We start from the raw sequence: 13,210 nt of genomic DNA, 5'->3' as shown, positions 1-13,210 counted from the left end.
TCCGTCCATCCGCGAAGCCCTCCCGTCGACTCTAGTAATAGGCCACCACTCTATAGAGGTTGTCCCTCTCCGCCGGCCTAAAGCCGGCGCCGCGGATCACCTCCGCCACGTCGGTTTTCCTATCTATAGGCGCCTCGGCCCTCACCCAGTCCAACACCTTCTCCTCGTAGAGAGTGCCGCCGAAGTCGTCGGCGCCGAAGTATAACGCCAATTGGGCCGTCTCGGGGCCTGTCGTGAGCCAGCCGGCTTGTATATGGGGTATCAAGCCGTCGAACACGATCCTGGCGACGGCCACCATCCTCAACAAAGTGGCGGACGTCTTGGGATAGGGTATCTTCCTCCCCAGCTCGCTCGTCCCCGGCTCGAAGTTCCACGCTATGAACGCCATGAAGCCGCCCGTCCTCGCCTGGAGCTCCGCCACCTTCCGCATGTGCTCCGCTATATCGCCGAGCGTCTCCACGTGGCCGTACATCATAGTCGCGGAGGACGGTATGCCCGCCTTGTGGGCCTCCTCCATTATTCTGAGCCAAGTATCGCTGTCTATTTTCCTCGGCGCTATCGCCCTCCTCACCTCGTCCACTAGGATCTCCCCGCCTCCTCCGGGCATGGACTCCATGCCGGCCGCCTTGAGCCTCTCCAACACCTCTCTATAGCTCATCCTCTCCCTCTTGGCCAAGTACTCCACCTCCAACGGCGACAGCGCGTGTATGGCTACGTGCGGCGCCTTGGCCTTTATGGCGCGGAACAACTCCTCGAAGTACTCGATCCCGATCTCGGGGTTCACTCCGCCTTGTATCAACACTTGCCTAATCCCGTATTTGGCGTCCACGGCGAGCACCCGCCTCACGGCCTCCTCGACCGAGTACGCGTAAGCCTCGGGGTGTCGAGGAGGGCGGTAGAAGGCGCAGAAGGAACAACCGACGACGCAGACGTTGGTGTAGTTCAACACCATGTTGGGTATGAACGTGGCCACGTCGCCGTGTAGCCTCCTCCTTATCTCGTAGGCCCTCCTCCCCAGCTCCCAGAGGTCGGCCCTCAACAACTCCTCTATCTCTCCTCTGCTGGGCACGGCCGCCTCCACGACCTCAAAGCGCCTTCTCTATTAAAATTCATATAGCTAGGCCCAAGCGCCCGCATGGAGCTGGTCTTGGCGCACTCCCCCGACGCCGACGACGCGTATATGTTCTACGGCATAGCCTCCGGCGCCGTCAAGAGCCGTTTCGTCTTCAAGGAGTTCTTGGCAGATATAGAGACCCTAAACAAGCTGGCCGTCGGCGGCGCCTCGTTGGACCTCACGGCGTTGAGCGCGGCGGCGCTCGGCTTCACCGATAGGTACTACGTCTTGAGGGTCGGCGCGTCTATGGGCGAGGGGTACGGGCCAGTCGTGGTGACCGCGCGTAGATCGGACGACGTCAAGCTCGCGGCGGTCCCCGGCAGGTACACGACGGCCTCCCTCCTCTTGAAGTTGGCGATGCCGGACGTCAAGACCGTCGAGGTGCCCTTCGATAAGATAATCGATGCGGTGTCGGCCGGCGTGGTGGACGCGGGCGTCCTCATACACGAGGGGCAGATAACCTACGGGCGCCTCGGCTTGAGGAAGGTGTTGGACTTGGGCGAGTGGTGGCTCCGCGAGAAGGGCTTGCCGGCGCCTCTCGGCGTCGACGCCGTGAGGAAGGCCTTGGGGCTGGACGTCGCCGAGGAGCTCAAGAGTTTGTTGTCCGAGTCCATAAAATACGCGGAGGCCCACAGAGAGGAGGCGTTGAGGTACGCCTCGAGGTTCTCCAGAGGGCTCCCCGTCGACGAGGTCGCGCGGTTCGTCGACATGTACGTGAACGAGTACACCAAGGACATGGGGAGGAGAGGCGAGGAGGCGATTAGGGAGTTGCTCTCCGAGGCCAAGAGGCGGGGGCTGGTCGAGCTGGGCGAGGCCGAGTTCGTCTAACGCTTGACTCAGGAAATTTTTAAAGCTACCTGTTTCAAAGGGCTATGCTGGAGCTACTCGCCGAGGCCCTCGCCGCGTTCGGCCTCACGGCGGTTATGTATAGGGCCTTGTTGAGGCTAGTGAGGGTGGACCCCACAGTGCTCGCCGTCGCCTTCTACATGGTCCTCTTGACGATTTCGCAATACGCCGCCTCGAAGATAACCGACTATCTGGGCTTCCTAGTGCCCGCCGGCACTATGACCTACGTGGCCACTATCGCCATGCTGGACATCGTAGTGCTCCGCGAGGGCTTCCACTACGCCAGGAACGTGGTCTTGGCGGGCTTCCTCTCGCAGTGGCTAATCACAGCGGTGAACTACATAGTGGTCTACCTCCCCTCGCCCGTCGCGCCCAACTCCATATACGAGGCCGTGTTCTCGACCTCGGCGAGAGTGGCCTTCGCCTCGCCCATAGCGTATCTAGCCGCCGAGACTTTAGACGCGTACATCATGTCGAGAATAGGCGGCGCGATCTGGAAGAGAGTATTCTACTCGGACCCCGCGGCCATGGCCGTCGACACCTTCGTCTTCATGCCCATAGCCTTCTGGGGCGTGTTGCCGCCGCCCGATTTCTGGAACTCAACGCTCGGGCTTTTGATAACCAAGATCTCTATGGCGCCCGTGGTCGTCGGCGTGGTGTACCTCAACAGGAAGTACTTGTTGAGGCCCGCCTACGAGCGATCATATATTCGACCTTGAGGACGCCTCTACACCTCCTGATAGACGCTATGAGTTTTTTGAGCTCCGAGGGGCCGGAGACGTCGGCCCTCGCCACGACCACGTCCGAGGACGTTGTATAAACCTCGCTGATCCCCGGCGCCTTGCTTATATATATCGGCAACTCGTCCGTACACCCCAAGTGCGATATGAGTATCAGCACTTCCATGAATTAACCATGGTATAAATATTTCACTATTCAAAAAAGTTTTTCATTTAAAAATATATATTAGTTAGAATTGATTTGTCCGTTAATCGATAGAAGCGCCTTGTATAAGCCGTAGGCGTTCGGCTGGCCCACGCCCGTGACGGGGCTCCATTTCTCCATGACGACGGTGTACAGCCCGTTCTGGCCTCCGAGAGTTGGGAAGAAGGCGCCTCGCAAGCCCTCGACGAAGGCCTCTAGCGGGAACTCCACGCCCTCTACGTACGCCTCGTTCCGGCTATAGACCCAATAAAGCGACGGCGCGAGGAGCCCTATCTTGTAGGGCAGCCCGCTCTGTATCGATGCTGTCATGCCGGCCACTAGCGGGGACGCCAAGCTCGTGCCCCCTATTAGCCCGAGGAGCCTTCCGTTTATCGCTATCAAGACGCCGGTATACGGGTCCGCGTCGGCGGATATATCGGGAACTCCTCTGTGCCCGGCCGGGTAGAAGAAGTACTTATAGCCGTAGAGCGCGCTCAAGGCGGGCTCGTAGATGACTTTACGTTGATATAATATATTGGCCATCCTCTGGCCGGGCGTCTCCTCGAACACGAAGGAATAACCGCCGCCTGTGCCCCACATATACTCGGCGTTCCAGTTCCAGGCGTGTTCTATCCTCGCGACGCCTCCGTCCGATATATACACACGGAGCGACGTGCCGCCCACGGCCGTCACCCACGGATCGCTGGCCGGGTAGACGACGCTCGGCTCTATCGGCAAGCCGTAGTACTGCCAGAACACGTTAAAGGCGCCCCAATCGCCCGACGACGCGAATACTCCTATGCCTTGCGCCGCAGCTTGCATGAACACCTCGTCGTATGCGTACAAGAGCTGGGGCGCAGGGGGCGGCGCCAAGTAGAAGTCCTCGGGGGCGCCCCAGCTCAAGCTGATGAAATCGACCATGCTGTTGTTCACTAGATACTCCACCGCTACGAAGAGGTCGTCCCCCGCGTCGGGCGCCACGGCCAACACGATCCTAGCGCCGGGGGCCATCGCGTGGGCGTATTCTATATCCAACGCCGTCTCGAAGGACCAGCCCAAGGCGTCGCCTAGGTTGTACGGCGTTATCACGGGGACGCCCACGGGATATACTACTTTCAGCTCAGCAGGCGGGAGGCCGAATCTCGCGCTGAACAAGGCCAGATCGTAGGCGGACACGTCCTGGTACTGGTATTGACGCGCCTTGGTGAAGTTCACGTCGCCGAAGGCGTCGACTATGCCTATAGTGACGCCCCTTCCGTCGAAGCCGAGGCGGAGGAGCGGCAACTCATCGTATATGAACTGAAGGCCGCGGGGCAACCATATCTCGAAGTTCTTGTACTTGATCTGCAGAGGCAGATCGCCGACGTACGTGACGTTGTCGAGAGCCGCCGTTAAGTTGTCGAGTGGGGTATAGGTATAGGCGGGCTTATAAGCAGGCGCTCGGCCTTTAAGCGCGAAGTACCCTATGGGGATACACTCACCCGCTATGATCCACTCGGCGATGTCGGCGGGGGCTTGTTGGAGGGCCGCCACGGCCTTGTCCACAGCCGACGCGTTGCCCTCGGCCACCACTACCATGGGGTATACGCCGATTACGCCCAAGCCAGCCGACGTGGCGGCCCGCTTGACGTAGTCGAATACATAAGGCGGCGGGCTGTACCATTGGGCGAACTGTTGCGGCGTTATGAACTTGTGGAACAAGGGGCTAGACGCGTTGTAGTACTGCTGATAGAGCAAATACTGCAAGCCGTTGGGCGTAGTCGTGTTGGCCAGCCAAAGCCACACAACTAAGTGAGCTGGCGAATTGGGGGGCACGCCGGGCACGGCGCTGGAGCAGTTGAAGAACAAGGGCTGGGCTGCGGCCGCAACGGCCAACAACACGACTAACGCTATCTTGTTCATACCCACATGATTAATAGTATTTTTAAATATTTCGTATTAACAATATCGATATCAACTATAATATCTCATTTAATTAAAATTAATTTTAATTAATAAGAATATTATTAATTTTTCACTATAGATTATACAAGCCATTAAACCTTAAAAAAACGACAGGTCTTCCTTAGTATGAAAAAGACAATAATCGTCGCCGCGTTGGCGGCGGCCGTGATGGTCGGATTAATGCTCTCCGCGCAGAAGGCGCCGCCCGCGTTCCCGCCGGTGAGGCCGCCTTCAGTCCACATGCAGGTGGTCCTGCCGCCGACCTGGTATTCCGGAAGCCAAGCCCCCGTCGGCGTGGCCGACTATGGCGCTTACTATTCAGGCTCCGACGAGGTCCCCTATGAGTACTCCACGACCGAGTTCGTGAGTAATTTCACCATATATTCGGCGAGCTTTACTTCGAACAGCAAGTTCTACCCCTACAGCTTTTCCATACAGCTCAACGTTGTCCTCAACTACACTAAGCCCAACGGCCAACACGCCTATTTATGGGTCCAAGACGTGGCGGTCATAAACACGGCGACTAGCCAGATGAACATAGTGGACAATATATGGAACTTGACGTCCACCAAATCGACTTTGAAGTCGTTAAGCGGCAACGGCAAGGTGTATACATATCAAGGCCAGAACTACTACGCCTACCAGTACCCGTACACTATCTCGTTCACCTACCCGCTACAAGTGTCGTTGTTCGTGACGGTCTCGGTCAACTCGCAAGGATATCCTGTTATCGACTTCTACTTCGCCTACGGCGGACGCGTCGTGAAGTACGACAGCGTAGTGGTCAAGGTGCCGGTCAAATCGGCCTCCTTCTATGTGCAGGGGTACTCCGCGTTGCCGAGCGGCCTCTACGAGGACGCCGAGTTGGTGACCGGCGGGCCGGGCGGCGGGTCCAACGCCTCGCCCATAGCTTATAACGCCTACTACACGTTGCAATACCTCAGCGGGGGCAAGCTCGTGTCGGTCCCCCACGCCTTCGACTACGGCGCCGATACCGCCGAGACTGTGACTAACATGGCGGACAACGCCTCGGGCTACGCGGCCGTCCTAGGCCCCGGCGCCGAGAGCTGGCATCCTCTCTGGTGATCAAGCGAGCAGAGCGCTCGCGAACTCGGCTATTTTCTCCCTCGTCTCTTTGTCCTCTATCTGGAGAGCAGCGGCGAGGAGTATCTGGGCCAAGAGCGCTCTCCTGTTCTCCGGCGCCACTCCGTTGACCAGCTGCGCCGTGAGGCTGCCGGCGAGCGCCACGGCCTCGTCGACCCGCAACTCCAAGCCCTCCAACATGTCCGAGACCTTGTCCTCAGTCTTGTAGAGCACGTACATGGTGGAGAGCACCAAGAAGTCCCTCTCCGCTATCTTGTTCCTCTCGGCCCACTCGGCCACCCTCCTCTCATCGCCCTCGGCCATCGCGTCTGCGAATTCGGCGAGCTCCTCTCTGGGCAGCCCGAAGAGCTTCGCCGCGTCGTCGAGAAATCTATCCCTCCACGACACGGCTAACTTTATTACCATATATTAAAGTGGTGAAGCCGCAGAGGGCCGGCGCTTCGTGGCTAATAGGCGAGGTCTCCGTGGATCTCTCCGAGGCCATCGACGTGAGGTACGTCCTCTTAACGCACCACCACCTGGGCCACGCGGCTGGCCTCTTGAAGTCGTCGCCTAAGGCCGTGGTCGCTAACCCTTTCGAGGTCGGCATGTTGGCCGACGCTGTCAGGTTCGAAAGGTACGCCTCGACCGTGTTGAGGAGGGCCAGCGCGCCCGCGCATCGCGCGCGGGCTCTGAGGATAAACGCCAGGTTCGCTAGGATGACGGCCGGTTGGGTCGATCTGGACGAGTTCTCCGCCCAAGTGCTGCCTTGCGGGTCCCACACGTGGGGGCATACTTGTTACAGAACCGAGGAGGGGATCTTCGTGGGGGATCTCGGCGGCTGGATCGTCAGCGTCGACTCGCTCCGGCGCGCTTTAGCCCTCTTGAGGTCTCTCGGGAGCACGACCGCCTACCCCGCCCACGAGCCCCCCGCGCCGGCTCGCGAGTACGCGGAGAGGCTGGAGGGCAAGCTCAAGGCGTTGCTCAAGGCGTACGTGGAGTGCGCCTCGGAGAAGACGCCCTACGGGATGGCCGCATGCGCCAGGGGCGACGGCGACGTCTTAAGGCTGGCCGAAGAGGGCATCGCCTTCGCGAAGTACTTAGCCGAAATGGGCCTCGCCAAGCTGGTCGTGAAGTCCGGCAGATATTACGTCAAGGAGGTGAAGTAGCGAGGGCGTCTTGAACAAGTGAGACGGCGCGCTCTTGTCGTCGGAGGAGCCAAAACCCGCGATGTAGCCGACGCGGGCGGCCAGCCTGGCCGCCAACTCCGCCTCCCCCAAGCGCGTAACGAAGACGAGGAGGGCCTCGCAAGGCAGGAAGTCGACGTGCCAATGCCTCCTCGAGGGCCTCCTCAAGTGCCTCAAGATCCTCTTGTGACACGAAACGCCGCAAGACCCCACGTAGGCGTATAGCCCCTCTTCTAGGCGGAAGGCGCGCGCCTTAGTCTCGACCAACGCATTGGGGCATTTAAAGACCACTAAGTAGGACATGGACCCTCCTCGCCAGCTCCGGCAAGACCTCGGCGGCTCTTCCCCTTATCTTGAAGTCCGCGATGTCGTCGAACGCCGTCCTGTCGGGGTCCACCACCGCCACGAGGGCCCCGCCCCTCTTGGCCATCGCGGGCAGAAGCGCGGCAGGATATACGGCCCCGGACGTCCCCACCACCAAAACGAAGTCGGCCGAGGAGGCCAAGGCCAAGGCCTCCTCCCAAGGCCCGCGGGGGAGCGGCTCTCCGAACCAAACGACGTCGGGCCTCATAAGCCCGCCGCACCGCGGACATCTAGGCGGTATTTCCTCCACGGGCTTCTCCACGACGACCTCGCGGCCGCACTCCACGCACCGCAAACGCCAGATATTGCCGTGTAGCTCCACGACTCGCCTAGAGCCCGCCTTTGCGTGTAGCCCGTCGACGTTCTGGGTCACCACAGCCTTGATCACGCCGAGGCGTTCGAGCTCGGCCAAGGCGTAATGGGCGGGATTCGGACGCGCCGAGTATATCAGCTCTTGCCTCCATTTATACCAGCGCCAGACCAACGCCGGGTCCTTGAGGAACGCTTCCCGCGTCGCCAGCTCCTCCGGCCTATACCGCTCCCAGAGGCCGCCGGGGCCTCTGAACGTAGGAACGCCCGAGTCCGCGGAGATCCCCGCCCCCGTGAACGCTATGGCGTTTTTGCTCTTCGCGAGAGCCCTCGCGACCTCCTCCATATAAAGACCTGCGTCCGCCTTTATTAGTGATGAGCCAGGCTTAGGTGAGAAATGAGCGCCCGGACCTACGCTGAGCCTCACGCCAGGTGGGCAAGGTTTTTAACCAAGAGATGCCGTGCCGATATGGACAAAAGGGCCGCGTCGGCCGTGGTGGCCATAACGGCCTTAGCCGCTCTCGCGCTCGCCTTAGCCTTGACGCCGTTGAAGCCGGGGCAGACCGTGCACGTGTTAGGGACGGTCCGCATAAACGCCCTGGCCGTGAGCTCCGGCGGAGGCGGCGCAGTCGTGCCCATAGAGGTCACCTTACTGACGCCGGGCAACGGGAGGGCGTACGTGGCGGGGGTGCCCGAGGCGGGCGAGGGCTTCGGGCCCTCCGCTCAAGTGGCGCTCTACGTGGCGGCCCGGCTAGCGGGGGTCCCAGTTACTAACTACACGGCGTTGGTGAGGGTGGTCGGGCTGGAGGCCAGCGTGGGCGGGCCCTCTGCCAGCGGCTACATAACCGCTGCTATGTTCGCGTTGATGAGGGGGTTGCCTCTGCGCAACGACACGGCGATGACGGGCATAATATTGCCCGACGGGACCATCGGCTGGGTCGGCGGAGTTAGCGACAAGGTAGCCGCCGCCGCTCAAAGCGGCATAAAGCGCGTGTTAGTGCCCCTCGGCGAACAAGGCGAGGCCAGCGGCGTGAAAGGCGTACAGGTGATACCCGTGGCCACGATACAAGAGGCGATTTACTACCTCACGGGATATAATATCACATCGCCCTACGGCCCCTCATATCTGAACGCCACGGTGTTCAACGAGACCGCTAAGTATCTCTACCGGCAAGTTCTATCGATATACAAGAACGCCACGGGCTCCTCGGCTAATACGTACGCCAACATGAGCCTTATATCGTCCCTCGCGAATAACGGCGAGTTCTACACCGCGGCGTCCCTCATATACGCCGCATTGTACGGCTACTACTCGGCCCAGCTATCTAGCGGCGCGTTGAGCGGAAGGACCTTGTACAACAAGGCGCTTCAGCTGGCCAAGAACTATGAGGCCGTGGTCGAGAGGATGCCCATAACGTCGAATAACTTGGGGGTAATAATAGGCATATACGAAAGGATATATCAGATATACCAGGAGGCCAACTCGACTAGCCCAGACGTGGCGCTCATGTACGCCCGCGCCATCACGTTACCGCCGTGGATAAACGCGGCTAACATGTTGGCCTACGGCCGCGCGATAAACGAGACGTCGCTACAAGACATGGCCGAGACGTATCTGGAATACGCCTATGTGATGTACTCATATGTAATTACTACATATCAAGGACAATTGCCGACTAATCTAATCAACAGTTTGCAAAACAGCTTTCAATTGGCCCAAGCGCTTTATAGAAGCGGCCACTACTTGGCGTCCTTAGCCGCTTCTCTGGACACTATATCGCTGGCCGAGAACGCCTTGGCGTCTCCAGGCGCGTCGAGCTTAACCCCCGTCGAGAGGCAAGTGGCGCTTCAGAACATGTACAGAGCTGCCGCTTGCGGATCGCCTAATATACTACCGCTGAGTTATTTACAGCTAGGCGATTACTACGCCAAGACCGGCGACGCGATCACTGCGTTGTACATGTACGAGGAGGCCTCCATGTACGCCGCGGCGATCGGGGATATACTATGTTCCGCCAACGTCACATACACGATAATACCCCCCTCGAACTCCTCGAGCGTCCTCGCGCCGCCTCCGCCCGTGACGGCGACCGCGCAGCCGACGACTTATGCCGTAAATTATGCTATAACTATAATAATTATAGTATTTGTATTATCTGTAATAATAGTTTCATTAAAAAAGAAATAATTATTACCAATATTCTATTTTTGTCGATTTAGCGACCCCAGCCCTTTTCCGACGCCTAGGCGGCGGCAGAAGCGCCAAGGCGAACGCGGCTATGGGCACGACGTACTCCCAGTATGGTGCATAGGCCAAGAGTGCTGTCGTTATCCTCTCCAATAAACCGCCGTTGACGAACATAGCCGGTATCGCTATCAAGAAGAAGCCTATTACGCCGAGCGCCGCCAACGCGCCGTCCCGCACCCTCCTCAGAGCCAGCCCCAACAACACTGCGACTGTCGTGAGGGCTAGGAGGGGTATTAACATCAAGCCGTTCTATTCTTTACTCTAAATATATATCGGTTAATTTAAGGCGAGTCAATAAATAACGTTTATAACCCCCTCGCCGATCCGGGGCCATGTGGTTGCTCCCGTTGTCCAAGGCCGACGCTGAGAGGATAATACGTAGATCCTACAACTTGGCATCTGAACACGCCAAGAAGGTGGGGGCCAAGGTGGAGCCCCTCTCGCCCAGACACCTATACGGCAACGACGCGGACAAATACGGCTACAGCTTGGCTTTGGGCAAGATAAGCCCGCCCCTCACAGAGGCCTCCGTCGTCGTGATATGGGGTATCTACAGTAGCGACGAGTACTTCGACTATATTAGATTCGTCGAGGGGGGACGAGTAGTCGAGTGGTTCGTGGAGCCTGTGGCGTACTACCCCGAGAAAACCGCCGTGTGGGCCGACGAGCCCTTAGTTCTCCACAGCGGCTTCTCCATAGAGGTCCACACCACGGCGAGCGAGCAGAGGGATAGAGTCTACGGCTGGCCGCTCGGCTACGTCGCCGCGCCTAAACAAGCGCCGGCGCCCGTGAAGCCTGCGAGGAGGCGGAAGAGGCAAGAGTCCGGAGAGGGTCAGAAGTAGTCCAACAAGCTCTTGGCGCCTCCCTTGCCCAACAGATCCCCTTCCCTGACCCCTACGACTTCGGCTATCCTCAAGGCGGCGGGCACTATCTGCTTCTCCACGTAGTAGTCCACATCTATCTCCTTCGGGTCCTCCACGAGGATATACGGCTTCGCTCTGAGGCTCAGCTTATCGCCGCCCTTGACGACTACGTAGCCTATCGCCATGCCCTTGCGGATCTTAAAGCCATGTTTTTCCAACATCTTAGCCGCGTGTACGTGAGGCGGCGTGACTTTATACTCGCTTAATTCTTTATCTAGAGTTTTCCATATTATTAAATCATCAATATTAAACTCATAATTTTTAATTTTATTAATAATTAATTTAATATAATTTATTATTTTGTTCTTCGCCTCGACGACGTTCTGAGACTTGAGCACGTGCTCTATTACGTTGAGCTGAACCTCTTTAGCGAGCTCGCACCAATCCCCTCTGACGACCTCGAAGCCCACTATGTCGATGCGCCCGTCGTCCAGAAGCCCGGCATAGCGTTTCTTTGACTCCGTGAATAATACTTTTTTATAAATTTTCTCTAACTTAATTTCTATATCAAATTTATTTTCTACATATTTTATTATTTTATCTATATCTGGAGTATATTTAACAAATAGACTATCCGTATCGCCGTATATAACCGAGGCACCTATGCTTTTAGCAAATCCTATCACATCGGTGAGTATGCTCCGCGCAAACGCCGTCACGGACTCGGCGACCTCGCGCTTGTACCACCTGGCCCCTACCCAGCCCATGTAGCCGTACATGGCGTTGGCCATCACCTTGAGGGCCTTCTGCCTCTCGTCCAATAACTTGTACCGGACATCTCTGGGGTCCAGACCCGACATGGCGTTTCTGACCTCCCTCCTCAGCTTGACCAAGGAGGATAAGACTTGCGGTATGAAGCCTGGCGGCGATTTCTTGAACCTGTGGCCGACCTCGGGCGCCTTGTAGACGCCCTCGGGCGGATCGGGCTCGCCGGGCTCTAGATAAGTATCCGGCGATAAGTTGTACTTCATCATCACGCTGGGGTACATGCTGGTGAAGTCGAGGACCGCCACGTCTTGGTATATGCCGGGCCTCGGCTCAAGCACTATAGCCCCCTTGTAGGTCTCGTAGGGCCTCTCCTCCCTGTTGGGCGCGACCTCGCCCATGCGGTACGCGTATCTCAACAGAAGCCACTCGACCCTGGCGCCTACAGACGCCGCGGCGACTTGGTCTAGCGGTATGCCCGTGACGGAGGACAGCTGTATCAGATAGGGCAGGAGCTTCTCGCCCAGCCCGAAAGTAGATACTGCGTCCTCTACGGCGTATTTTATCAACACAGGCCTCTTGGAGGGGTCGTCCCAATACTCGTATATCCTGTGGCCCGGTATCAAGGTCCTCTCGTCGCGCCTCATCACGCCGAAGTACTCCGCGGCTCTGTCCAAGGTCTTGACCTTTATCTCTTGCACCTCGTCTATTACGTTGAACAAATCGACGTTGGCCCTCCCGACCACCGACCAGTGGCCGTACACGCTCTGTTGGGGGACCCCGCCTAGCCTGTCCACGGCAAGAGATACGCCGATTCTCTTGGCCCTCTCCACTAGGTAGGGCCAGTCGAAGCCGTTCGAGTTATAGCCCAACAATACGTCCGGGTCAAAGTCGTCCACGTACTCGACGAATTGGCGGATCGCCCTTCTGTCGTCCTTGTCGTCCGCCGTTATGGCCTCGGACCTCCCCGCCGAGTCCTTAAGCGATATCACCACGACGGGATCCCTTGCGGGATCGGCGTCTCCCCGCGCGTTGTAGACCTCTATGTCGAAGGCCAACACCCTCAAGTCGGGCAACGCGCTCCTTTCGGGCAGAGGCGTCGGGCGCTTCTTGGCGACGTATCTCCTTATCTTGCCCAAACGCCCCTCCTCTTGTACCTCGACTACATGCCAAGTGGACGGCGTGACTCCTGTGTCTATCATATACCTCATGTAAAACCTTATGTCCGCCTCGAAGACCCCCCTCGCGCGCGCGAGGGCGATCTCCCTCAACTTCCTCACGTCCTCGGGCGACCTAGCGACGACTTTGAGCAACTTAATCGGCTTGCCGAAATACTTCTTCTCCACCTCCTCGAAGCCCTCCACGGGCGCCGCCTTGGCCAAGGCTTGCCTCAACTGTGGCGAGTCGCCGTCTACGTAGAAATAGGGCTTGAAGTCCCTGTCCACCACGACGACACGCTCGCCGTCCTTCGTTATCCCGAACATCCTAATCTCGGGCGCGCCGCCGACGATCGAGTACGTGATGTCTAGGAGCCAAAACTCGAGCTCCATGATTTTAACTGCGC

At 58.3% G+C, this 13,210-nt stretch carries 14 protein-coding genes; 6 read left to right on the top strand and 8 right to left on the bottom strand.

Annotated elements, in window-relative coordinates; genetic code table 11:
- Positions 1-31 precede the first annotated feature (31 nt).
- The gene (gene mqnC, locus ACZ5PA_RS05290) at positions 32-1,081 is read right to left on the bottom strand and encodes a cyclic dehypoxanthinyl futalosine synthase (protein WP_464929303.1); all 1,050 of its coding nucleotides are present in this window, start codon (positions 1,079-1,081) and stop codon (positions 32-34) included.
- Positions 1,082-1,135: 54 nt separating this feature from the next.
- Here mqnC and ACZ5PA_RS05285 point away from each other — a divergent pair, with 54 nt between their 5' ends.
- Together ACZ5PA_RS05285 and ACZ5PA_RS05280 are read left to right on the top strand one after the other, a co-directional pair.
- A complete protein-coding gene (locus ACZ5PA_RS05285; protein WP_464929302.1) occupies positions 1,136-1,942 on the top strand; it encodes a menaquinone biosynthesis family protein in 807 nt (268 codons plus the stop codon).
- Between the two features lie 44 nt (positions 1,943-1,986).
- A complete protein-coding gene (locus ACZ5PA_RS05280) occupies positions 1,987-2,679 on the top strand; it encodes a queuosine precursor transporter (protein WP_464929301.1) in 693 nt (230 codons plus the stop codon).
- On the opposite strand, the gene ACZ5PA_RS05275 is transcribed toward ACZ5PA_RS05280, so the two are convergent.
- Together ACZ5PA_RS05275 and ACZ5PA_RS05270 are read right to left on the bottom strand one after the other, a co-directional pair.
- Positions 2,624-2,866 carry a hypothetical protein gene (locus ACZ5PA_RS05275; RefSeq protein WP_464929300.1) on the bottom strand — a complete coding sequence of 81 codons (243 nt, stop codon included), beginning with the start codon at positions 2,864-2,866 and terminating at the stop codon, positions 2,624-2,626. The genes ACZ5PA_RS05280 and ACZ5PA_RS05275 overlap by 56 nt on opposite strands.
- 60 nt (positions 2,867-2,926) lie before the next feature.
- On the bottom strand, positions 2,927-4,786 hold the full coding sequence (locus tag ACZ5PA_RS05270; RefSeq protein ID WP_464929299.1) for a S53 family peptidase: 1,860 nt from the start codon (positions 4,784-4,786) through the stop codon (positions 2,927-2,929).
- Positions 4,787-4,954: 168 nt separating this feature from the next.
- On the opposite strand from ACZ5PA_RS05270, the gene ACZ5PA_RS05265 reads away from it, so the two are divergent.
- Entirely contained in the window at positions 4,955-5,914 is a 960-nt protein-coding gene (locus tag ACZ5PA_RS05265; RefSeq protein WP_464929298.1) for a thermopsin, read from the top strand.
- On the opposite strand, the gene ACZ5PA_RS05260 is transcribed toward ACZ5PA_RS05265, so the two are convergent.
- A complete protein-coding gene (locus ACZ5PA_RS05260) occupies positions 5,915-6,319 on the bottom strand; it encodes a hypothetical protein (protein ID WP_464929297.1) in 405 nt (134 codons plus the stop codon). It lies immediately after the preceding gene.
- A 29-nt stretch (positions 6,320-6,348) separates the two neighbouring features.
- Here ACZ5PA_RS05260 and ACZ5PA_RS05255 point away from each other — a divergent pair, with 29 nt between their 5' ends.
- Positions 6,349-7,080, top strand: coding sequence for an MBL fold metallo-hydrolase (locus tag ACZ5PA_RS05255; RefSeq protein WP_464929296.1), 732 nt, complete (start codon positions 6,349-6,351; stop codon positions 7,078-7,080).
- Here the strand turns inward: ACZ5PA_RS05255 and ACZ5PA_RS05250 are convergent.
- Positions 7,012-7,401, bottom strand: a complete 390-nt coding sequence (locus ACZ5PA_RS05250) for a DUF123 domain-containing protein (protein ID WP_464929295.1) — start codon at positions 7,399-7,401, stop codon at positions 7,012-7,014. The two genes, ACZ5PA_RS05255 and ACZ5PA_RS05250, sit on opposite strands and share 69 nt — an antisense overlap.
- Positions 7,379-8,116, bottom strand: a complete 738-nt coding sequence (gene cobB / locus ACZ5PA_RS05245) for an NAD-dependent protein deacetylase (protein ID WP_464929294.1) — start codon at positions 8,114-8,116, stop codon at positions 7,379-7,381. Before cobB ends, ACZ5PA_RS05250 begins: the two co-directional genes overlap by 23 nt.
- A 123-nt stretch (positions 8,117-8,239) precedes the next feature.
- On the opposite strand from cobB, the gene ACZ5PA_RS05240 reads away from it, so the two are divergent.
- Positions 8,240-9,958, top strand: a complete 1,719-nt coding sequence (locus ACZ5PA_RS05240; RefSeq protein ID WP_464931218.1) for a S16 family serine protease — start codon at positions 8,240-8,242, stop codon at positions 9,956-9,958.
- Positions 9,959-9,961: 3 nt separating this feature from the next.
- Here ACZ5PA_RS05240 and ACZ5PA_RS05235 read toward each other — a convergent pair whose 3' ends face one another.
- The gene (locus ACZ5PA_RS05235) at positions 9,962-10,258 is read right to left on the bottom strand and encodes a hypothetical protein (RefSeq protein WP_464931226.1); all 297 of its coding nucleotides are present in this window, start codon (positions 10,256-10,258) and stop codon (positions 9,962-9,964) included.
- A 92-nt stretch (positions 10,259-10,350) separates the two neighbouring features.
- Between ACZ5PA_RS05235 and ACZ5PA_RS05230 the strand changes: the two genes are divergently transcribed.
- Positions 10,351-10,860: a hypothetical protein gene (locus ACZ5PA_RS05230; RefSeq protein WP_464931217.1), complete on the top strand. Its 510-nt coding sequence runs from the start codon at positions 10,351-10,353 to the stop codon at positions 10,858-10,860.
- Here ACZ5PA_RS05230 and ACZ5PA_RS05225 read toward each other — a convergent pair.
- A complete protein-coding gene (locus ACZ5PA_RS05225; RefSeq protein ID WP_464931216.1) occupies positions 10,851-13,196 on the bottom strand; it encodes a DNA-directed DNA polymerase in 2,346 nt (781 codons plus the stop codon). The genes ACZ5PA_RS05230 and ACZ5PA_RS05225 overlap by 10 nt on opposite strands.
- Between the last annotated feature and the right edge of the window lie 14 nt (positions 13,197-13,210).

The sequence above is a fragment of the Thermoproteus thermophilus genome, from assembly GCF_055392855.1.
This window is presented reverse-complemented; position numbering and strand designations above follow the sequence as displayed.